Origin of the sequence: Streptacidiphilus rugosus AM-16, from assembly GCF_000744655.1 — a bacterium.
In the GTDB taxonomy this organism is placed as follows: Bacteria; Actinomycetota; Actinomycetes; order Streptomycetales; family Streptomycetaceae; genus Streptacidiphilus; species Streptacidiphilus rugosus.
The window spans coordinates 4,357,439-4,379,053 of sequence record NZ_JQMJ01000004.1 but is presented as its reverse complement, the minus strand read 5'-3'; the positions used below and the strand labels follow the sequence as shown (position 1 = coordinate 4,379,053).

19 protein-coding genes are annotated in these 21,615 nt (G+C 71.1%); 16 read left to right on the top strand and 3 right to left on the bottom strand.

The annotated features are described in order from the left end of the window. Window positions 1–34: 34 nt before the first annotated feature. Window positions 35–538: a transcriptional regulator BldD gene (gene bldD / locus BS83_RS29055; RefSeq protein WP_037606436.1), complete on the bottom strand. Its 504-nt coding sequence runs from the start codon at window positions 536–538 to the stop codon at window positions 35–37. Between the two features lie 366 nt (window positions 539–904). On the opposite strand from bldD, the gene pyrR reads away from it, so the two are divergent. The 15 genes from pyrR (at window position 905) to metK (ending at window position 17,148) form a co-directional block, all read left to right on the top strand. Continuing rightward, window positions 905–1,477 carry a bifunctional pyr operon transcriptional regulator/uracil phosphoribosyltransferase PyrR gene (pyrR, locus tag BS83_RS29050; RefSeq protein WP_037606435.1) on the top strand — a complete coding sequence of 191 codons (573 nt, stop codon included), beginning with the start codon at window positions 905–907 and terminating at the stop codon, window positions 1,475–1,477. Further along, entirely contained in the window at window positions 1,474–2,460 is a 987-nt protein-coding gene (locus BS83_RS29045) for an aspartate carbamoyltransferase catalytic subunit (RefSeq protein ID WP_037606434.1), read from the top strand. The genes pyrR and BS83_RS29045 overlap by 4 nt, the downstream gene beginning before the upstream one ends. Then, complete coding sequence (locus BS83_RS29040; protein ID WP_037606433.1) at window positions 2,457–3,746, top strand: dihydroorotase; 1,290 nt, start codon at window positions 2,457–2,459, stop codon at window positions 3,744–3,746. The genes BS83_RS29045 and BS83_RS29040 overlap by 4 nt, the downstream gene beginning before the upstream one ends. After that, complete coding sequence (locus BS83_RS29035; protein WP_051944236.1) at window positions 3,743–4,339, top strand: PH-like domain-containing protein; 597 nt, start codon at window positions 3,743–3,745, stop codon at window positions 4,337–4,339. Before BS83_RS29040 ends, BS83_RS29035 begins: the two co-directional genes overlap by 4 nt. After that, window positions 4,339–5,511, top strand: a complete 1,173-nt coding sequence (gene carA, locus BS83_RS29030; RefSeq protein WP_037606432.1) for a glutamine-hydrolyzing carbamoyl-phosphate synthase small subunit — start codon at window positions 4,339–4,341, stop codon at window positions 5,509–5,511. The genes BS83_RS29035 and carA overlap by 1 nt, the downstream gene beginning before the upstream one ends. Beyond that, window positions 5,504–8,809 (top strand): carbamoyl-phosphate synthase large subunit, encoded by a 3,306-nt coding sequence (gene carB / locus BS83_RS29025; RefSeq protein ID WP_037606431.1) that lies wholly within the window; start codon window positions 5,504–5,506, stop codon window positions 8,807–8,809. The genes carA and carB overlap by 8 nt, the downstream gene beginning before the upstream one ends. A gap of 149 nt (window positions 8,810–8,958) precedes the next feature. Further along, on the top strand, window positions 8,959–10,056 hold the full coding sequence (locus BS83_RS29020) for a quinone-dependent dihydroorotate dehydrogenase (RefSeq protein ID WP_037606430.1): 1,098 nt from the start codon (window positions 8,959–8,961) through the stop codon (window positions 10,054–10,056). A gap of 28 nt (window positions 10,057–10,084) precedes the next feature. After that, entirely contained in the window at window positions 10,085–10,936 is an 852-nt protein-coding gene (locus BS83_RS29015; protein ID WP_037606429.1) for a dihydroorotate dehydrogenase electron transfer subunit, read from the top strand. Window positions 10,937–10,938: 2 nt separating this feature from the next. After that, a complete protein-coding gene (locus BS83_RS29010; RefSeq protein ID WP_051944235.1) occupies window positions 10,939–11,913 on the top strand; it encodes a dihydroorotate dehydrogenase in 975 nt (324 codons plus the stop codon). A gap of 76 nt (window positions 11,914–11,989) precedes the next feature. Continuing rightward, window positions 11,990–12,823 (top strand): orotidine-5'-phosphate decarboxylase, encoded by an 834-nt coding sequence (gene pyrF, locus BS83_RS29005; protein ID WP_037606428.1) that lies wholly within the window; start codon window positions 11,990–11,992, stop codon window positions 12,821–12,823. A gap of 310 nt (window positions 12,824–13,133) precedes the next feature. Then, a complete protein-coding gene (gene mihF, locus BS83_RS29000) occupies window positions 13,134–13,457 on the top strand; it encodes an integration host factor, actinobacterial type (RefSeq protein ID WP_037610072.1) in 324 nt (107 codons plus the stop codon). An 84-nt stretch (window positions 13,458–13,541) separates the two neighbouring features. Then, window positions 13,542–14,099, top strand: coding sequence for a guanylate kinase (gene gmk, locus BS83_RS28995; protein WP_037606427.1), 558 nt, complete (start codon window positions 13,542–13,544; stop codon window positions 14,097–14,099). Between the two features lie 44 nt (window positions 14,100–14,143). Continuing rightward, on the top strand, window positions 14,144–14,410 hold the full coding sequence (gene rpoZ / locus BS83_RS28990) for a DNA-directed RNA polymerase subunit omega (RefSeq protein WP_037606426.1): 267 nt from the start codon (window positions 14,144–14,146) through the stop codon (window positions 14,408–14,410). 141 nt (window positions 14,411–14,551) lie between these two features. Then, window positions 14,552–15,760 carry a bifunctional phosphopantothenoylcysteine decarboxylase/phosphopantothenate--cysteine ligase CoaBC gene (coaBC, locus tag BS83_RS28985; protein ID WP_037606425.1) on the top strand — a complete coding sequence of 403 codons (1,209 nt, stop codon included), beginning with the start codon at window positions 14,552–14,554 and terminating at the stop codon, window positions 15,758–15,760. Between the two features lie 179 nt (window positions 15,761–15,939). Next, on the top strand, window positions 15,940–17,148 hold the full coding sequence (gene metK, locus BS83_RS28980; protein WP_037606424.1) for a methionine adenosyltransferase: 1,209 nt from the start codon (window positions 15,940–15,942) through the stop codon (window positions 17,146–17,148). A gap of 135 nt (window positions 17,149–17,283) precedes the next feature. Here metK and BS83_RS28975 read toward each other — a convergent pair whose 3' ends face one another. Continuing rightward, window positions 17,284–17,712, bottom strand: coding sequence for a CBS domain-containing protein (locus tag BS83_RS28975; protein ID WP_037606423.1), 429 nt, complete (start codon window positions 17,710–17,712; stop codon window positions 17,284–17,286). A gap of 135 nt (window positions 17,713–17,847) precedes the next feature. Between BS83_RS28975 and BS83_RS28970 the strand changes: the two genes are divergently transcribed. Further along, the gene (locus BS83_RS28970) at window positions 17,848–19,329 is read left to right on the top strand and encodes an HD domain-containing phosphohydrolase (protein WP_198035324.1); all 1,482 of its coding nucleotides are present in this window, start codon (window positions 17,848–17,850) and stop codon (window positions 19,327–19,329) included. A gap of 93 nt (window positions 19,330–19,422) precedes the next feature. On the opposite strand, the gene BS83_RS48415 is transcribed toward BS83_RS28970, so the two are convergent. Further along, a complete protein-coding gene (locus BS83_RS48415) occupies window positions 19,423–21,288 on the bottom strand; it encodes a putative Ig domain-containing protein (protein WP_063774246.1) in 1,866 nt (621 codons plus the stop codon). Between the last annotated feature and the right edge of the window lie 327 nt (window positions 21,289–21,615).

The following is a 21,615-nucleotide window of genomic DNA, read 5'->3' as shown; positions in this document are numbered from 1 at the left end:
CGCAACGTTTCTGCGGATCAGACGCTCAGCGCGTTCAGACCGCGTCGTCCTCGCGGACCGCGCGGCGCGCGTCCGGGTCGAGAACGCCCCAGCTGATCAGCTGGTCGACCAGCAGCGAGGCCGGCTGGTCGTAGATCACGGCGAGGGTGCGCAGGTCGTCCTGACGGATCGAGAGCACCTTGCCGTTGTAGTCGCCGCGCTGGCTCTGGATCGTCGCCGCGTAGCGCTGGAGCGGGCCCGCCTTCTCGGACGGGACCTGGGCCAGGCGCTCCAGGTCCAGCACGAGACGCGGCGGCGGCTCCGCCGCACCGCCGGGGGTGCTGCCGGGCAGCAGCTCCTGCACCGGGACGCCGTAGAACTCGGCCAGCTCGGCGAGGCGCTGGACCGTCACCGCGCGGTCACCGCGCTCGTACGAGCCGACGACCACGGCCTTCCAGCGGCCCTGGGACTTCTCCTCGACGCCGTGCAGGGAGAGCCCCTGCTGGGTGCGGATCGCGCGCAGCTTGCCGCCAAGCTGTTTCGCGTAGTCGCTGGACAATGTGTCTCCCCGGACGTAAGTGCAAAGCGAGTGGTTCTGATCACGTGCTTCGCCTGGCCTGTAGCGGCCCGGGACGGCGCGAACCCGGCACAACTTTGGGCGCTTCGTCGCCTGGCCGTAACTGAGTGTGAGGTTACGCAGAGTGATATGCGTTCGTCAAGCCGAACGGGGCAGTCGTGCGACCCCCCGGTCGGCGCAAGCCCCGCCGCAGGTCGGCGGGGGTGCGGCGCGGCGTGCGGTGATCGCCCTGGTAGGGTTGACGGCGGTTCCCGACGCGCACGCTCCTCGAGATGCACAGCGGGTGCCCCACCCGTAGACATCCTTTAAGGCCCGTCCCGTGAGGCGGGGAAGGAGGTCGGCTTCGGCATGACCACAGCTGCCCAGCGACAGGTACTGGACCAGGGCGACATCGCCCGTTCCCTGACCCGGATCGCGCACGAGATCGTCGAACGCGCCAAGGGCGCCGACGACGTCGTCCTGCTCGGCATCCCCACCCGCGGCGCCCATCTGGCCCGCCGGCTGCACCGCAAGCTCGCCGAGATCACCGGCCGCGAGCTGCCCGTCGGCACGCTCGACATCACCATGTACCGGGACGACCTGCGGCTGAAGCCCGCCCGCGCCCTGGAGCACACCGAGATCCCCGCCGACGGCGTCGACGGAAAGCTCGTGGTCCTGGTCGACGACGTCCTCTTCTCCGGCCGCACCATCCGCGCCGCCCTCGACGCGCTCGGCGACATCGGCCGCCCGCGCGCCGTCCAGCTCGCCGTCCTGGTCGACCGCGGCCACCGCGAGCTGCCCATCCGCGCCGACTACGTGGGCAAGAACCTGCCCACCTCGCTGCGCGAGTCCGTGAAAGTGAAGCTGGACGAGACGGACGGCGTCGACGCGGTCCTGCTCGGCGAGACCAGTGCGACGTCGGAAGGCAGTACCACCAAGTGAAGCGCCACCTCATCTCCACCGCGGACCTGACCCGCGAGGACGCGCTGCTGATCCTGGACACCGCCGAGCAGATGGCCCAGGTCTCCGCCCGCTCCGTCAAGAAGCTCCCGACGCTGCGCGGCCGCACCGTCGTCAACCTCTTCTTCGAGGACTCCACCCGCACCCGCACCTCCTTCGAGGTCGCCGAGAAGCGGCTGTCCGCGGACGTCGTCAACTTCTCCGCCAAGGGCTCCTCGGTCTCCAAGGGCGAGAGCCTCAAGGACACCGCGCTCACCCTCCAGGCCATGGGCGCCGACGCGGTCGTCATCCGGCACAGCGCCTCCGGCGCGCCCAAGCTGCTGGCGGACTCCGACTGGCTGCACGGCAGCGTCGTCAACGCCGGTGACGGCACCCACGAGCACCCCACCCAGGCCCTGCTCGACGCCTTCACGATGCGCCGTCACCTCAACCCCGGCGTCGGCCACGACCTGGCCGGACGCCGGGTGACGATCGTCGGCGACGTCCTGCACAGCCGGGTGGCCCGCTCCAACGTGCACCTGCTGCACACCCTCGGCGCCGAGGTCACCCTGGTCGCCCCGCCGACGCTGATGCCCTTCGGCGTGGAGACCTGGCCCTGCCAGGCCTCCTACGACCTGGACGCGGCGCTGACCAAGGCCGACGCGGTGATGATGCTGCGCGTGCAGCGCGAGCGGATGAACGCCGCGTTCTTCCCCACCCAGCGTGAGTACACCCGCCGTTACGGCCTGGACGTCCGCCGCCTGGGCCTGCTGCCGGACCACGCCATCGTCATGCACCCCGGCCCGATGGTCCGCGGCATGGAGATCGAGTCCACCATCGCCGACTCCGACCGCGCGGTCATCGTGGAGCAGGTCGCCAACGGCGTCAGCGTCCGCATGGCCGTCCTCTACCTGCTGCTCGGCGGTTCCGAGCCGGCCATCACCACGACGTCCGAGACGCACGCCAACGAGGAGCTCAGCAAGTGACGCACTACCTGATCCGCAACGCCCGCATCCTCGGCGGCGACCCCCAGGACATCCGGATCGCCGACGGCCTGATCGCCGAGATCGGCGCGGGTCTCGAAGCCCGCGACGGCGAGCAGGAGCTCGCGGCCGACGGCCTGATCGCCCTGCCCGGCCTGGTCGACCTGCACACCCACCTGCGCGAGCCCGGCCGCGAGGACGCCGAGACGGTGTACACCGGCACCCGCGCCGCGGCCAAGGGCGGCTTCACCGCCGTCCACGCGATGGCCAACACCTTCCCCGTCGCCGACACCGCAGGCGTCGTCGAGCAGGTCTGGCGGCTCGGCCGCGAGTCCGGTTACTGCGACGTGCAGCCGATCGGCGCGGTCACCGTGGGCCTGGAGGGCAAGAAGCTCGCCGAACTCGGCGCGATGGCCGACTCCGCCGCCCAGGTCAGGGTCTTCTCCGACGACGGCAAGTGCGTGGACGACGCGGTGATCATGCGTCGCGCGCTGGAGTACGTGAAGGCCTTCGGCGGCGTCGTCGCCCAGCACGCGCAGGAGCCGCGGCTGACCGAGGGCGCGCAGATGAACGAGGGCGTCGTCTCCGGCGAGCTCGGCCTGGCCGGCTGGCCCGCCGTCGCCGAGGAGTCGATCATCGCCCGCGACGTGCTGCTCGCCGCGCACGTCGGCTCGCGGCTGCACGTCTGCCACCTCTCCACGGCGGGCTCGGTGGAGATCATCCGCTGGGCCAAGTCGAAGGGCTGGGACGTCACCGCCGAGGTGACGCCGCACCACCTGCTGCTCACCGACGAACTGGTCCGCTCCTACGACGCCGTCTACAAGGTCAACCCGCCGCTGCGCACCGAGGCCGACGTGCTGGCCCTGCGCGAGGCGCTGGCCGACGGCACCATCGACATCGTCGCCACCGACCACGCACCGCACCCCGCCGAGGACAAGCAGTGCGAGTGGTCCGCCGCCGCGATGGGCATGGTCGGCCTGGAGACCGCGCTCAGCGTGGTCCAGTCCGCGATGGTCGACACCGGCCTGATGGGCTGGGCCGAGGTCGCCGAGCGGATGAGCGCCAAGCCGGCCGCCATCTCCGGGATCCCCGGCCACGGCCGCCCCGTCTCGGTGGGCGAACCGGCCAACCTGGTGCTGTTCGATGCTCAGTACCGTGGCCAGGTGAACCCGGACTCCTTCGCCACCCGCAGCCGCAACACCCCCTACCGGGGCCTGGACCTTTCCGGACGCGTCGTCGCCACCTTCCTGCGGGGCGAGGCCAAGGTGCTCGACGGTGAGCTGGTATGAGGCTGCTCGCACAGACCCCGCACTCCGCCCCGGTCACCCACGTGGGCGATCTGATCGGCTGGACCATCGGCATCCTGCTCGTCATCGCGCTCGTCTACTGGCTGATGCGCCAGGGCTGGCAGTGGCGCCGCACCGTCCAGTCCGGGCTGCCCGTCCCGGCCGCCGCGCCGAGCCGCACCACCGAGCCCATCCTGGAACTCGAGGGCCGCTACGCGGGCACCACGACCGCGGGCAACTGGCTGGACCGGGTCGTCGCCCACCGCCTCGGCGAGCGCAGCCTGGTCGAGCTGACCCTCAGCGCCGAGGGGCTGACGGTGGTCCGTCCGGCCTCGCAGAGCTTCTTCGTTCCGGTCGAGGACCTGCGTGGCGCCCGCCTGGACAAGGGCATCGCGGGCAAGGTCTTTCCCGAGGGCGGCCTGCTGGTCGTCACCTGGGAGCTGGGCGGCAAGCAGCTGGACTCCGGCTTCCGTGGCGACCACGCGAGCGAGCACGACAACTGGGTCACCGCGATCGAGGTGCTGATGAGGGCACACGCGAAGGTGACCGACCCGAGCCAGAACGACACGAACCACCCGAACGTGGAAGGCGCATGATGACCGCACCGGCATCCACCCCCACGGCGCGACGCGCACCCCGCATCGCCGCCGCCTACGTCCTCGAGGACGGCCGGATCTTCCGTGGCCAGGCCTACGGCGCGGTCGGCGAGACCTTCGGCGAGGCCGTCTTCAACACCGGCATGACCGGCTACCAGGAGACCCTGACCGACCCGTCCTACCACCGCCAGATCGTGGCGATGACCGCGCCGCAGATCGGCAACACCGGCGTGAACGACGAGGACCCGGAGTCCTCCCGCATCTGGGTCGCCGGCTACGTCGTGCGCGACCCCAGCCGGATCCCCTCCAACTGGCGCTCGCGGCGCTCGCTGGACGAGGAGCTGAAGGCGCAGGGCGTCGTCGGCATAAGCGGCATCGACACCCGCGCGCTCACCCGCCACCTGCGCGAGGCCGGCGCCATGCGCGCCGGGATCTTCTCCGGCGAGGCGCTGGCCGACGACGCCACCATGCTGGCGCGCGTCCGCAGCGCCCCGCAGATGGAGGGCGCGGACCTGTGCGGCGAGGTCGCCACCGACGCCGTCTACGTCGTCCCTGCCATCGGTGAGAAGAAGTTCACCGTGGCCGCGCTCGACCTGGGCATCAAGGGCATGACCCCGCACCGGATGGCCGAGCGCGGCATCGAGGTGCACGTGCTCCCTGCCAACGCCACCGCCGAGGACGTCTACGCGGTCGGTGACAACGGGAACGGGCCGGACGGCGTCTTCTTCTCCAACGGTCCCGGCGACCCGGCCACCGCCGACGGCCAGGTGGCCGTGCTGCGCGAGGTGCTGGGCCGGAAGACCCCGTTCTTCGGCATCTGCTTCGGCAACCAGCTGCTCGGCCGCGCGCTCGGCTTCGGCACCTACAAGCTGAAGTACGGTCACCGCGGCATCAACCAGCCGGTGCAGGACCGCACCACCGGCAAGGTCGAGGTCACCGCGCACAACCACGGCTTCGCCGTGGACGCGCCGCTCGACAAGATCTCCGAGACGCCGTTCGGCCGCGTCGAGGTCTCCCACGTCTGCCTGAACGACGACGTGGTCGAGGGCCTGCAGTGCCTGGACCAGCCCGCGTTCAGCGTCCAGTACCACCCCGAGGCGGCGGCCGGTCCGCACGACGCCGCCTACCTGTTCGACCGCTTCTTCGCTCTGATGGAGGGCCAGCGTGCCTAAGCGCACCGACATCCAGTCCGTTCTGGTCATCGGTTCCGGCCCGATCGTCATCGGCCAGGCGGCCGAGTTCGACTACTCCGGCACCCAGGCCTGCCGCGTCCTCAAGGCCGAGGGCCTGCGGGTGATCCTGGTCAACTCGAACCCGGCCACGATCATGACCGACCCGGAGATCGCCGACGCGACCTACGTCGAGCCGATCACCCCCGAGTTCGTCGAGAAGATCATCGCCAAGGAGCGCCCCGACGCGCTGCTGCCGACCCTGGGCGGCCAGACCGCGCTCAACACCGCGATCTCGCTGCACGAGGCCGGGACGCTGGAGAAGTACGGCGTCGAACTGATCGGCGCCAACGTCGAGGCGATCAACAAGGGCGAGGACCGCCAGCTGTTCAAGGAGGTCGTCGAGGCCGTCAAGGCCAAGATCGGCCACGGCGACTCGGCCCGCTCGGTCATCTGCCACTCGATGGAGGACGTCCTCGCCGGCGTCGAGACGCTCGGCGGCTACCCCGTCGTCGTCCGTCCCTCCTTCACCATGGGCGGCGCCGGCTCCGGCTTCGCCCACGACGAGGAGGACCTGCGCCGCATCGCCGGACAGGGCCTGACGCTCTCGCCGACCACCGAGGTGCTCCTGGAGGAGTCCATCCTCGGCTGGAAGGAGTACGAGCTGGAGCTGATGCGCGACAAGAACGACAACGTCGTGGTCGTCTGCTCCATCGAGAACTTCGACCCGATGGGCGTCCACACCGGCGACTCGATCACCGTCGCGCCCTCGATGACGCTGACCGACCGCGAGTACCAGGTGCTGCGCGACATCGGCATCGCGGTGATCCGCGAGGTCGGCGTCGACACCGGCGGCTGCAACATCCAGTTCGCGGTCAACCCGAACGACGGCCGGATCATCGTCATCGAGATGAACCCGCGTGTCTCCCGCTCCTCGGCGCTGGCGTCGAAGGCGACCGGCTTCCCGATCGCCAAGATCGCGGCGAAGCTGGCGGTGGGCTACACCCTCGACGAGATCCCCAACGACATCACCGAGCAGACCCCGGCCTCCTTCGAGCCGACGCTCGACTACGTGGTCGTCAAGGTCCCGCGCTTCGCCTTCGAGAAGTTCCCCTCCGCCGACGCCACGCTGACCACGACCATGAAGTCGGTCGGCGAGGCCATGGCGCTGGGCCGCAACTTCCCCGAGGCGCTGAACAAGGCGCTGCGCTCGCTGGAGAAGAAGGGCTCGCAGTTCGACTTCGTCAGCGAGGTCGGCGAGAAGGCCGAGCTGCTGACCAAGGCGCAGATCCCGACCGACGGCCGGATCAACACCGTCATGGACGCGATCCGCGCGGGCGCGAGCGCCGACGAGGTCTTCGAGGCCACGAAGATCGACCCGTGGTTCGTCGACCAGCTCTTCCTGATCCACGAGATCGCCGAGGAGCTCGCCGAGGCCGAGAAGCTCGACCCCGAGCTGCTGCGCCACGCCAAGCGCCACGGCTTCTCCGACCAGCAGATCGGCGAGATCCGCGGCCTGCGCGCCGACGTGGTCCGCGAGGTCCGCCACGCGTTGGGCGTCCGCCCGGTCTTCAAGACCGTCGACACCTGCGCCGCCGAGTTCGCCGCCAAGACCCCGTACTTCTACTCGTCCTACGACGAGGAGACCGAGGTCGCCGGCCGCACCAAGCCCGCCGTGATCATCCTGGGTTCCGGTCCGAACCGCATCGGCCAGGGCATCGAGTTCGACTACTCCTGCGTCCACGCCTCCTTCGCGCTCAGCGACGCCGGCTACGAGACCGTGATGGTCAACTGCAACCCGGAGACCGTCTCCACGGACTACGACACCTCCGACCGCCTGTACTTCGAGCCGCTGACGCTGGAAGACGTGCTGGAGATCGTCCACGCCGAGCAGGAGGCGGGCCCGGTCGCGGGCGTGCTGGTGCAGCTGGGCGGCCAGACCCCGCTGGGTCTCGCCCAGGCGCTCAAGGACAACGGCGTGCCGATCGTCGGCACCTCGCCCGAGGCGATCCACCTCGCCGAGGAGCGCGGCGCGTTCGGCCGGGTCCTGGCCGAGGCCGGGCTGCCCGCGCCGAAGCACGGCACGGCGTTCTCCTTCGAGGAGGCCAAGGCGATCGCCGACGAGATCGGCTACCCGGTGCTGGCCCGCCCCTCGTACGTGCTGGGCGGCCGCGGCATGGAGATCGTCTACGACGAGGCCTCGCTGGCGGACTACCTCAAGCGCCACGCCGGTCTGATCTCCGAGCACCCGGTGCTGATCGACCGCTTCCTCGACGACGCGATCGAGATCGACGTCGACGCCCTCTTCGACGGCGAGGAGCTCTACCTCGGCGGCGTGATGGAGCACATCGAGGAGGCCGGCATCCACAGCGGCGACAGCGCCTGCGCGCTGCCGCCGATCACGCTGGGCGGCTTCGACATCAAGCGGCTGCGCGCGGCCACCGAGGGCATCGCCCGGGGCGTGGGCGTCCGCGGTCTGATCAACATTCAGTTCGCCATGGCCGGTGACATCCTCTACGTGCTGGAGGCCAACCCGCGCGCGAGCCGGACCGTGCCGTTCACCTCCAAGGCGACGGCGGTGCCGCTGGCCAAGGCCGCGGCCCGGATCTCGCTCGGCGCGTCCATCGCCGACCTGCGCGGCGAGGGCCTGCTGCCGAAGGAGGGCGACGGCGGCACGCTGCCGCTGGACGCGCCGGTCGCGGTCAAGGAGGCCGTGATGCCGTGGTCGCGCTTCCGCGACATCCACGGTCGCGGCGTGGACACGGTCCTCGGCCCGGAGATGCGCTCGACCGGCGAGGTCATGGGCATCGACACGGTCTTCGGCACGGCCTACGCCAAGTCGCAGGCCGGCGCGTACGGCGCGCTGCCGACGAGCGGCCGGGTCTTCGTCTCGGTGGCCAACCGTGACAAGCGCAACCTGGTCTTCCCCGCGCGGGCGCTGGTCGGTCTCGGCTTCGAGATCCTGGCGACCAGCGGCACGGCCGAGGTGCTGCGGCGCAACGGGATCGACGCGACGGTCGTCCGCAAGCACAGCGAGGGCCAGGGGCCCGAGGGCGAGAAGACCATCGTCCAGATGATCCACGACGGGGAGATCGACCTGATCATCAACACCCCGTTCGGGACCGGCTCGCGCCTGGACGGCTACGAGATCCGCACGGCCGCGGTCTCGCGGTCGGTGCCGTGCCTCACCACGGTCCAGGCGATGGGCGCGGCGGTCCAGGGCATCGACGCGCTGACGCGCGGAGAGGTGGGTGTGCGTTCTTTGCAGGAGCACGCGGCTCTCCTCAACGCGTCGAGGTAGTTGCACTCACTTCAGGGGCGCGGGGAACTGCGCGACAAGCCACCCAGGTGGTGAGTCGCCGGATGCGCAGGGCCATCCGCACAGGGTGGTTTCTCGCGCAGTTCCCCGCGCCCTTGACGAACCTCCCTCCGTCGTAAGGCCAAGGTCTCGTGTACAAGCTCTTCTTCAATCTCGTCTTCAAGCGGCTCGACCCGGAGAAGGCCCACCACATGGCCTTCTTCTGGATCCGGCTCGCCTCCTCCGTCCCGGGGCTGCGCAGCCTCGTCGCGGCTGTCCTCGCCCCGCGGGATCCGAAGCTGCGGGTCAAGGCGCTGGGCCTGGACCTGCCGGGACCCTTCGGGCTCGCCGCCGGGTTCGACAAGAACGCCGTGGGCATCGACGGGCTGACCATGCTCGGGTTCGACTACGTCGAGATCGGGACCGTCACCGCGCAGGCGCAGCCCGGCAACCCCACGCCGCGGCTGTTCCGCCTCGTCGAGGACCGTGCGCTGATCAACCGGATGGGCTTCAACAACGAGGGCTCCGCCGCCGTCGCGGCGCGCCTCGCGGCCCGGCCGAAGAGCTCGACGTCCGTCGTGGGCGTCAACATCGGCAAGACCAAGGTCGTGCCCGAGGCCGAGGCCGTCGGCGACTATGTCACCAGCACCGCGCGGCTGGCCCGGCACGCCGACTACTTCGTCGTCAACGTCAGCTCGCCGAACACCCCCGGTCTGCGCAACCTCCAGGCCGTCGACCAGCTGCGGCCGCTGCTCAGCGCGGTCCGCAGCACCCTCGACGACGAGGCGACCGGCCACGTCCCGCTGCTGGTCAAGATCGCGCCGGATCTCGCCGACGCCGACGTGGACGCCGTCGCGGACCTCGCGCTGGAGCTGGGTCTGGACGGGATCATCGCCACCAACACCACCATCGGCCGCGAGGGCCTGCGGGCCGACGCCGCCAAGGTCGAGGCGGCCGGTGCGGGTGGTCTCTCCGGCGCGCCGCTCAAGGCGCGGTCGCTGGAGGTGCTGCGTCGCCTGCACGCCCGTACCGAGGGACGGCTCACGCTCGTCTCCGTCGGCGGCATCGAGACCGCCGAGGACGCCTGGCAGCGGATCCTCGCGGGCGCGACCCTGGTGCAGGGCTACTCGGCGTTCATCTACGAGGGTCCTTTCTGGTGCAGAAGGATCCACAAGGGACTTTCCGCCCTGTTGGCGGCCAGTCCGCATGCGACCCTTGGGGACGCGGTCGGCGCAGCCGTCCGCCACTGACCCGGCAGCAGAGAGGCGAGCAGGCGCGATGGCACACCCGCTGCAACGGCAGGCCGAGATCGTGGAGCTGTCGCCGGTCGGTGGTCACCACCGGCTGGTGCTGCGGGCGGAGGGCATCGCCGAACGGGTCCTGCCCGGCCACTTCGTCGCCGTCGCCGTCGGCGGGCCCGACTCGTCGATGCTGCTGCGCCGCTCCTTCTTCATCCACCGGGCCGACCCGACGGCGGAGACCATCGAGGTGGTCTTCGCCGAGCAGGGCCGCGGCACCCGCGAGCTGGCCCGCTGCCGGCCCGGCGACACGCTGGACATCGTCGCGCCGCTCGGCAACGCCTTCTCGGTGCCGAGCGGCGCGGTGTCGGCGCTGCTCGTGGCGGGCGGCTACGGCAGCGCGCCGATGTTCGCGCTGGCGGACCTGATCCGCGCGCAGGGCGGCTCGGTCGGTTTCATCCTCGGCGCGGCGACCGGGGACCGGCTCTTCGGGGTCGAGGAGGCCCGCGCGCTCACCCCCGACGTGCTGGTCACCACCGAGGACGGCAGTGTCGGCATACGCGGTCGGGTGACCCTGCCGCTGACCGAGGCCATGCGCGCCATAGAGGCGGGAGTCGTCTACGCCTGCGGGCCGACGGACCTGCTGGAGGCGGTGGCGGAGACCGCGACCGCCGAGGGCGTGCGCTGTTTCACCGCCGTCGAGGAGGACATGGCCTGCGGCATCGGCGTCTGCATGACCTGCGTGCTGCCCGTCGTCGGCGACGACGGGGTGAGCCGCTTCGCGCGCGCCTGTGTGGAGGGGCCGTGCTTCGACGGCTCGCGCGTCCGCTGGGACGAGGTAGGCACCATTCCGGCCGACATCGAGGGCGCCGCAGCGATGGGAGTGCACTGAAGATGGCCACGACCCCGAGACTCGGCGCGCTCGATCCCGCGGCCGTCGACCTGACCGCGCCCTTCGGCGGCGGCACCCTGCCGAACCCGGTCAGCACCGCGTCCGGCTGCGCCGGCTACGGCCGGGAGATCGCGAAGTTCCAGCCGCTGGCCGAACTGGGCTCGATCACCACCAGGACGATCATGCCCTACCCGCGCGCGGGACGGGCCACCCCGCGGATGGCCGAGACGCCCAGCGGGATGCTGAACGGCATCGGCCTGCAGGGCTCCGGCATCGAGCACTTCGTCGAGCACGAGCTGCCCTGGCTCGCGGAACGCGGCGCACGGGTGCTGGTCTCGATCGCGGGGGAGCGGGTCGAGGAGTTCGCCGAGTGCGCCCGGCTGCTGAACGGGCGACCCGGCGTGATCGGCCTGGAAGCCAACCTCTCCTGCCCCGACGTCGACAACCGCGGCCTGGTGTTCGCCTGCAACCCGGCCACCTCGTACGACGTGGTCCAGGCGGTGCGCGAGGTCGCCGACCCCGTGCTGCCGGTCTACGCCAAGCTCACCGCCGACGTCACCTCGATCACCGACGTGGCCAAGGCCTGCGTCAAGGCGGGCGCGGACGGCCTGTCGATGATCAACACGCTGCTCGGCATCGTGATCGACACCGACACGCTGCGTCCGCACCTCACCGGCACCTCGGGCGGCCTCTCCGGGCCGGCGATCAGGCCGGTCGCCGTCCGCTGCGTCCACCAGGTCCACGCCGCGATGCGGGCCGGCGAGTTCGCCGCCGTGCCGATCCTCGGCATGGGCGGCATCCGCACCGGTCTGGACGCGCTGCAGTTCGTGCTGGCCGGCGCGTCCGGCGTGGCGGTCGGCACGGCGATCTTCAACGACCCTTCCGCGCCGCTGCGCGTCCTGGACGAACTGCGCGCCGCCCTCGCCGCACGCGGCTTCGCCGAACTCACCGACGCCATCGGCTACGCCCATCAGTGACCAGCCCATCAGTGACCAGTCCATCCGTGACCAGTCCATCAGCGACCGGCTCATCAGCGACAACAGGAGTTCCCTCGTGACCACCCCCTTCGGCGCCCGGCTGCGCCAGGCCATGGACGACCGCGGCCGGCTCTGCGTCGGCATCGACCCGCACGCGTCGCTGCTGACCGCCTGGGGCCTCGGCGACGACCTGGACGGTCTGGAGCGCTTCTCGCGCACCGTCGTGGAGGCGCTGGCCGACCGGGTGGCCGTGCTGAAGCCGCAGGCGGCCTTCTTCGAGCGTTTCGGCAGCCGTGGCGTCGCGGTGCTGGAGCAGACCGTCGCCGAGGCCCGCGCGGCCGGCGCGCTGGTCGTCATGGACGCCAAGCGCGGCGACATCGGCTCGACCATGGCCGCCTACGCGGAGGCCTTCCTCGACCCGTCCAGTCCGCTCTTCTCCGACGCGCTGACGGTCTCGCCCTATCTGGGCTTCGGCTCCCTGCGGCCGGCCGTCGACCTGGCCCGCAGGAGCGGCTGCGGCCTCTTCGCGCTGGCGCTGACCTCCAACCCCGAGGGCGCCTCGGTCCAGCGCGCCGTGGGCGCGGAGGGCCGGACCGTCGCGCAGGCCGTGCTGGCCAGTCTGGCCGCCGAGAACGAGGGGGCCACCCCGCTCGGCTCCTTCGGCGCGGTCGTCGGCGCGACGCTGTCCGACGTGGACGAGGCCGACCTGGCGATCAACGGTCCGCTGCTGGCCCCCGGCGTCGGCGCGCAGGGCGCGACGGCCGCGGACATCCCGCGGCTCTTCGGCGCGGCGGCGCGGAACGTCGTGCCGAGCGTGTCGCGCGACGTGCTGAAGCACGGTCCCTCGGTCCAGGCGCTGCGCGACGCCTCCGCGCGCTTCGTCGAGGAGGTCCGGGCGGCCGTCGGCTGACGTTCGGCGCGTCGGACGGCGTGAAGATGGTGTGAACGGGCGGTGAGGGCGCTGAGCTGCGCTTTCGCCGTCCGTTCCGCTTTGTCCGGAAAAATCCTTCAAGAACGACTCGGAAGCGGTCCTGAGCAGGACTTTTCTGCTCTTTTCCCTGACGGGAGGGCTGAACAGGGGTAGTGTCCCGCGTTAGGTCCTCCGAGGGAGCGTCCTGGGCGGGCGAGGTTCGTTGCTCTCGCAGGTCAGAGCGGCTAAGTTCCTCGTCGGTCCTGCACAAAGTCCTGTTCCATTCATTCGAAGTACTGAGGTGAACGGCGTGGCACTTCCGCCCCTTACCCCTGAGCAGCGCACGGCTGCGCTCGCCAAGGCAGCTGAGGCTCGCCGGGAGCGCGCCGAGATCAAGAACCGGCTCAAGCACAGCGGCGCTTCCCTGCACGAGGTCATCAAGGCGGGCCAGGAGAACGACGTCATCGGCAAGATGAAGGTCTCCGCCCTGCTGGAGTCGCTTCCCGGTGTCGGCAAGGTCCGGGCGAAGCAGATCATGGAGCGTCTCGGCATCTCCGAGTCGCGCCGGGTCCGCGGTCTCGGCACGAACCAGATCGCTTCGCTGGAGCGTGAGTTCGGCGGCGCCGTCTCCTGATCCGCGACCGCCCGGTCCGGGACCCGTCCCGGGTCGGGCGCACCGGTGGTACAAGAACCCTCGCGGTTACTGGATAATCGGTGCATGAGTGAACGTCCGCGGCTGACCGTGCTCTCCGGCCCTTCGGGGGTCGGCAAGAGCACGGTCGTCGCTCATATGCGCAAGGCACACCCCGAGGTCTGGCTCTCCGTCTCGGCCACCACCCGCAGGCCGCGGCCCGGCGAGCAGGACGGCGTCCAGTACCACTTCGTCGACGACGACCAGTTCGACAAGCTGATCGCCAACGGCGAGCTGCTCGAATGGGCGGTCTTCGCGGGAAACCGCTACGGCACGCCCCGCCAGGCGGTGCTGGCCCGGCTGGAGGCCGGCGAGCCGGTGCTGCTGGAGATCGACCTGCAGGGCGCGCGCCAGGTCCGTGAGTCCATGCCGGAGGCGCAGCTGGTCTTCCTCGCGCCCCCCTCCTGGGACGAACTGGTCCGCCGCCTGACCGGCCGCGGCACCGAGGGCCCCGAGGTCGTGGAGCAGCGTCTCGCGGCCGCGCGGGTGGAGCTGGCGGCCGAGAGCGAGTTCGACACGACCCTTGTCAACACCTCCGTCGAGGATGTAGCGGGCGAGCTGCTAGCCTTGATGCGCGTAGTCTGACGTTTTTCAGATTCACTTCTTTCTTTCGCTCGGAAGGTTCCCGCGTGTCCTCTTCGATGACAGCGCCCGAAGGCATCATCAACCCGCCGATCGATGAGCTGCTCGAGGCCACCGACTCCAAGTACAGCCTGGTGATCTACGCGGCCAAGCGTGCCCGCCAGATCAACGCCTACTACTCGCAGCTCGGCGAGGGCCTGCTGGAGTACGTCGGTCCGCTCGTGGACACCCACGTGCACGAGAAGCCGCTGTCGATCGCGCTGCGCGAGATCAACGCCGGTATGCTCACCGCCGAGGCCGTCGAGGCGCAGTAAGCGCCGAGAACAGCCCATGGCTGGGTGGAACGCCGTGGATCGTCGGATCAGTCCGACGCTCCGCGGCGTTTTCGTCTGTCCGCCGTCGTGCTGTAGTCGTGAACGTCCGTCGTCGTGAGCGTGTGATCGGAGTGGGTCGGCGTGTCCGGTAAGAACGTGGTGCTCGGGGTCAGCGGCGGGATCGCCGCCTACAAGGCGTGCGAGCTGCTGCGGCGCTTCTCCGAGTCGGGCCACCGGGTGCGGGTGGTCCCCACCGCCTCCGCCCTGCACTTCGTCGGCGAGGCCACCTGGGCGGCCCTGTCGGGCCAGCCGGCCACGACCGAGGTCTGGGAGAGCGTCGACGAGGTCCCGCACGTGCGGATCGGCCAGCACGCCGATCTGCTGGTGGTCGCCCCCGCCACCGCCGACATCCTCGCCAAGGCCGCGCACGGTCTGGCGGACGACCTGCTGACCAACACGCTGCTCACAGCCCGCTGTCCGGTCGTCTTCGCGCCCGCGATGCACACCGAGATGTGGGAGCACCCGGCGACCCAGGAGAACGTGGCGACGCTGCGCCGCCGCGGCGCGGTCGTCATCGAGCCCGCCGTCGGCCGGCTGACCGGCGTCGACACCGGCAAGGGACGCTTCCCCGACCCCGAGGCGATCTTCGAGCTCTGCCGCCGGGTGCTGGAGCGCGGCGCCTCCGCGGTGACCGCCGATCTGGCCGACCGGCACGTGGTCGTCTCGGCGGGCGGCACCCGTGAGCCGCTGGACCCGGTGCGCTTCCTCGGCAACATCTCCTCCGGACGTCAGGGCTACGCGATCGCGGCCGTCGCCGCCGCGCGCGGCGCCAAGGTGACGCTGGTGGCCGCCAACACCGAGCTGCCCGACCCCGCCGGGGTGGACGTGGTCCGCGTCGGCACCGCGCTGGAGCTGCGCCAGGCCGTGCTGACGGCGTCCGCCACCGCGGACGCCGTGGTCATGGCGGCGGCGGTGGCCGACTTCCGGCCGGCCGAGTTCACGGCGAAGAAGATCAAGAAGGTCGACGGGGTGGACCCCGCCCCGGTCGCCCTGGTGCGCAACCCCGACGTGCTGGCCGAGCTCTCCGCGCAGCGGCTGCGCCCCGGCCAGGTGGTGGTCGGTTTCGCCGCCGAGACCGACGACGCGCTGGCCCACGGCCGGGCCAAGCTCGCCCGGAAGGGTTGCGACCTTCTGGTGGTCAACGAGGTCGGCGAGGACCGCGCGTTCGGCAGCGCCAACAACGAGGCCCTGGTGCTCGGTGCGGACGGCTCGGAGACGCCTGTTCCCTACGGCCCGAAGGCCGCGCTCGCCGACACGCTGTGGGACCTGGTCGCCGCCCGACTCGCCTGAGGAGCGGGCCGGCCGGGCCTCCGCGATCCAGATGGTGATCCAGAACATGAGATCGGTTGGACGCAAGTCGCGCTCTGTTCGTTACACTCCGGTCAGTAGTTCTCCAGAAGTCTTTCCGGATCGCCGGGCAATTCCGTCCGAACGGTTCAGTCAGCAGCCGCTGCAACCCAGGGAGCGCTGTGTCTCGCCGCCTGTTCACCTCCGAGTCCGTGACCGAGGGTCACCCGGACAAGATCGCTGACCAGATCAGCGACACCATCCTCGACGCCCTGCTCAAGGACGACCCGTCCTCGCGGGTGGCCGTCGAGACGCTGATCACCACCGGTCAGGTCCATGTCGCGGGGGAGGTGACCACGAAGGCCTACGCGCCGATCGCGCAGCTGGTGCGGGAGAAGATCCTGGAGATCGGCTACGACTCCTCCAAGAAGGGCTTCGACGGCGCCTCCTGCGGGGTCTCGGTCTCCATCGGGGCGCAGTCCCCGGACATCGCCCAGGGTGTCGACACCGCGTACGAGACGCGGGTCGAGGGGGACGAGGACGAGCTGGACAAGCAGGGCGCGGGTGACCAGGGCCTGATGTTCGGGTACGCGTGCGACGACACGCCCGAGCTGATGCCGCTGCCGATCTACCTGGCGCACCGGCTCTCCAGCCGGCTGTCGGAGGTCCGCAAGAACGGGACCATCCCCTACCTGCGGCCGGACGGCAAGACGCAGGTCACCATCGAGTACGACGGCGACCGGGCGGTGCGGCTGGACACGGTGGTGGTGTCCTCGCAGCACGCCAGCGACATCGACCTGGAGTCGCTGCTGACGCCGGACATCCGCGAGTTCGTGGTGGAGCCGGAGCTGAAGGCGCTGGCCGAGCGCGGTATCGAGCTGTCCACCGACGGCTACCGGCTGCTGGTGAACCCGACCGGCCGCTTCGAGATCGGCGGGCCGATGGGTGACGCGGGCCTGACCGGCCGGAAGATCATCATCGACACGTACGGCGGGATGGCCCGTCACGGTGGTGGCGCGTTCTCGGGCAAGGACCCGTCCAAGGTCGACCGTTCGGCGGCGTACGCGATGCGCTGGGTGGCCAAGAACATCGTGGCGGCCGGGCTGGCCAGGCGGGCCGAGGTCCAGGTCGCGTACGCGATCGGCAAGGCCGAGCCCGTGGGTCTGTTCGTGGAGACCTTCGGCACCGAGTCCGTCCCGGTCCTGAAGATCCAGGAGGCGGTGACCAAGGTCTTCGACCTGCGTCCCGCCGCGATCATCCGCGACCTGGACCTGCTCCGCCCGATCTACTCCCAGACCGCCGCCTACGGCCACTTCGGCCGCGAACTCCCCGACTTCACCTGGGAGCGCACCGACCGCGTCGAGGCGCTGCAGAAGGCCGTCGCGGAGTAACCCGTGCACCCGAGAGGGGCGTCCGGCTTCGGCCGGGCGCCCCTTTTCGCGGCCTTCCGACGGGCACGGCGCAGCGGGACGGCCACGCCGCGCGACACGACCGCGCGCTGCCGAGCGGCCGGCGCGGCGCCCGGCTCACTCCTCCTCGGCGCAGATCGCCGAGACGAACTCCGCGACGCGCGCCTGCGGCAGATGCCGCGCGACGTCCGCCTCGCTGATCATGCCGATCAGCTTGTGGTCCGGATGGTCGATGACCGGAAGCCTGCGGACCCGGTACTGCTCCATCACCCGCAGCACCTGCTCGATGTCGTCCTCGCCCTCGACGGTCAGCGGACGGCCCTCCGCCAGCTCACCGGCCGTGGTCACAGCCGGGTCGAGGCCGGCCGCGAGGCACTTCACCACGATGTCGCGGTCGGTGATGATGCCCAACAGCTTGTCGTTCTCCCCGCAGATGGGCAGCGCGCCCACACCGCGGTCCCGCATGAGCTTGGCCGCCACGGTGAGCGACTCCTGCTCGGTGACGCACTCCGCGCCTGAATGCATGATCTCCTGGGCTGTGGTCATGATGCGGCCTCCCGTGGTCGTGTGGCTGGCCGACAGTCCTCTCCATCGTAGGCGTGCTAGAACGGAGACGTGGGCGCGTCCGGGCCGTGGGCCCCCAGCACGCCGGGCCCGCGGTCGGCGGAGGTGCCGGCGGCGGTGTCGCTGCTGACCGACGCCGCGACCGGCGGCGAACCCGGTGAGGCGCTGCGGGCCTGCAGGGTCGCGGTCGCCCTCGCCGGCGAGCTCGGCCTCTCCGCGTGGCAGACCGCCGACGTCTACCACGCCTCCCTGCTGCGGAACATCGGCTGCACGGCCACCGCCGCCGACGAGGCCGCACGCTTCGGCGTCGACGAGACGGCGCTGCGGCCCCTCCTCGCGGTCACCGACCCCAGTCGGCCGACCGAACTGCTCCGCCTGCTGCGCCGCGCCGCCGCCTCCGCGCCCTCCGGCCGCAGGGCGACGCTGGTGCTGCGGCTGTCCGGCTCGGAACGCTTCGTCGCCGGCGTCCAGGACGCGACCTCTGAGGTCGCCGCCGTGTTCGCCGGGCGGCTCGGCCTCGGCCCCGGCGTCCAGGAGGCCCTCGCGCAGCAGTACGAGCGATGGGACGGGGGCGGCAGGCCGCACGGCCTGGCGGGGGAACGGGTCGGGCTCCCCGCGCGGATCTGCTCGCTCGCCGCCCAGGCGGTCCGGCTCTCCGCGATGATCGGACCGGAGGAGGCCGTCGCGCTGCTGCGCGGTCGCCACGCCTGGCTCGGGCCCGAACTGGTCCGCTGCTTCGGCCTGGGGGGCGAGGAACTGCTGGCGCGGGCGACCGGGGGCGATGCCTACAACGAGGCCCTGGCGGTGGAGCCCGAACCGCACCGGTTGCTCGACCCGGCCACGCTGCCGGACCAGGCCACGGTGCTGGCGGATCTCGCCGACCTCAAGTCCCCCTGGCTGCGTGGGCACTCCCGCGCGGTCGCGGCCCTGGTCGGGCAGGCGCTGCCGGGCCGGCAGACGCCGCTGCTGGCCGCGCTGCTGCACGACCTCGGCCGGATCGCCGTCCCGGCCCGGGTCTGGGACCGTCCCGGTGAGCTGACCGAACTCGAGCGCGAGGCCGTCGAGTTGCACGCCTACCACGGTGAGCGGGTGCTGCGGCGCTGTGCGCCGTTCGCCGCGTGCGCGCCGTTGGTGGGCCGGCACCACGAACGGCTGGACGGCTCCGGCTACCACCGTCGTCTCGCCGCCCCCGACCTCTCGCCGGAAGCGAGGCTGCTCGCGGCCGCCGACTGCTTCACCGCCCTGACCGAGCCCCGCCCGCACCGGCCCCCCTGCCTTCCGGCCGAGGCCGCCGGACTGCTGCACAGCGAGGTCCGGGCCGGTCGCCTGGACGCCGACGCCGTCGACGCCGTCCTCGCCGCCGCCGGGCGGCGCGGTCACCGCCGTCCGGGCCGGCCGGCCGGGCTCGGCGACCGCGACGTCGAGGTGCTGCGCCTGCTGGCGCGAGGCCGTTCCGACCGGGACATCGCCGTCCGCCTGGGCATCGGACCACGCGGCGCCCAGCGCCGTGTCGAACAGGTCCTCAGCCGGACCGGCGCCCGCACCCGCGCCGCCGCCGCGCTCTTCGCGATGGAGCAGGACCTGCTGACCGGCCCGTGACCGGACGGGCACGACCGGAGGGGGTGGCTCCGGGCCGTCAGGCCCGGAGCCACCCCCTCAGTCGTTCAGGCGGTGCCCTCGATCAGGGTGCGATCAGGAGGTGGTGATGTCGTCGTAGTAGGTGTACGTCGGGTCGCCGGCGTAGTTGTCGTCCTTGTTGGTCAGGGTCAGCGTGTAGCTGTGGCCCGCCGTGATGGTGGCGGTCTTCAGCACCCAGCCGGAGCTGGAGACGCAGGTCTTGGCCAGGACGGTGGTGGTGGTGCCCGAGGTGTTGTCCTTCAGCGTGGCGGTGGCCCAGTCGTAGGTGACGGTGTCCGGGCAGGTCACGTTGTAGTAGAAGGACAGCTTGGTGGTGCCGGCCGGGGCGGTGAAGGTCTGCGCCGCGGTGGAGGTGTTGGACGGGGTGGTCAGGCCCAGCATCGCGCCGTAGCTGCCGCTGTGCTTCGCGCCGGCCGTCACCGCGGCGTTGCCGGTGGTGGTCCAGTTGGAGAAGCTGCCGGTCTCGAAGCCGCCGTTGAGGACGCCGTTGCCGCCACCGACCGGGTTGACGGTCCAGGTGAAGGAGGCGGTGCCGGAGGCGGTGCCGGAGGTGGCGGTGACGGTGACCGAGGAGCTGCCGGTCGTGGTCGGGGTGCCGGTGATCAGGCCGGAGCTGGAGATGGACAGGCCGGCGGGGAGTCCGGTGGCGCTGTAGGTGAGGGACTTGCCGGCCGAGTCGCTGCCGGAGATCTGCAGGGAGACCGCGGTGTTGACGGTGGTGGTCTGGTTGCCGGGGCTGTTCACCGTGACCGTCTCGCCGTGGTTGACGATCGGGTGGGAGATGGCGCAGGCGTTGGTGTCGTTGGACCAGCTGGCCTGTTCGGGGTAGGTGCCGAAGGAGCCGAAGCTGATGTTGGCGGCGCCGCCGGTGGTGCCGGGGGAGAGCCAGGCGCACTCGTCGGAGTTCTCCTGGCCGTTGTAGCTGCTGCCGGTGTTGTTGGTCCAGCCGCCGGCGGGGTTCTGGTCGGACATCATCTCGTGCCACTCGTGGCCCATGGTGATGGTGTAGCCGTCCAGGGTTCCGGGGCTGTTGACGAAGCCGACGCCGCAGCCGGCGCCGGAGTCCATGTTGTAGGGCTGGTTGGAGAAGGCGACGTCGCCGTAGGGCGAGGTGACCGCGCCGCCGGTGAGGGTGGAGTCGCCGTTGTAGTCGTGCCAGGCGCAGTACTGGTTCTGGTAGTTGTCGGGGTTGGTGCCGTGGGGGGAGAGGATGACGTAGTAGGCGTAGCGGTTGGAGGCGGCGGTGGTGTTGCCGAAGTGGGCGGCGGCGTTGACGGCTTCCTGGCCGAGCTGGTGGCCGCTGGCGGCGCTGGGGGAGGCGGCGCTGTTGTCGTACCAGACGCCGGCGAGGACGCCGCCGCTCTGGTAGGGGATGTAGCTGGCGCCGCTGGCGGGGCAGGAGGTGGCGCCGGTGGCGACGCCGGCGCCGTCGCACCACTGGGTGAGGTCGGCGGACCACAGTTCGTTGTTGGTGCCGATGCCCTTGAACATCTGCTGGGCGACCGAGGCGCCGCCGTCGGGGTCGCCGGTGAACTTGGCGTTGCCGTTGGCGTCGGTGCTCTGGGTGCCCCACTGGGTGCCGTAGAAGACCAGGTAGACCTTGGAGTGGCCGCTCTGGACGCCGATGCCGTCGATGCCGCCGCCGTAGGACAGCGTCTCCGGACCGGTCGCCGCAGGTGACGCATGGCTGGCGTCCCACGACTTCATCTTCGCGTTCTGCCCGATGGTGGGTATCACGCCGTGACGGTAGGCGTGCCCGGTGGCGGGGCTGTAGGGGTTGGCCACGGCCGAGCCTGCTCCGGTCGGCGTTGCGGCCGCCGGGGTGGAGGCGACGCCGAAGGCCACTCCGGTGACGAGGGAGAGCGACGCCAGGCCGGTCATGGCCAGGCGGCGAGCACCGCGGGGATGGGGGTTGCCCATGTGAGGGAGGTCCTCTCTGCACTCTGCTGGCCGCCCTGCCTGTATGGCGGGCGGTAGTGCCTTGCACGCAGAACGCCCGTCCGGCCGGGACGGGTTGAGAAAGGTGGCGCCGAGCAAGAGAACTGACGGTGTGTCCGGTCTTGCGGCGTGGGGTGCACCACTGGCCGTGGTGTAGCAAAGCAGAATTGTCGTTGGATGGTCAACAGCGTCGGCGCAGGAACCGCGCGGCGACGGAATGTTACGCCTGGATGAAATGTGATTGATCATCAAGATTGGTTTGTCTCAACCATGTTGAAGCGCTGGTGGCGGCCGTCGCGGCGGTTTGCG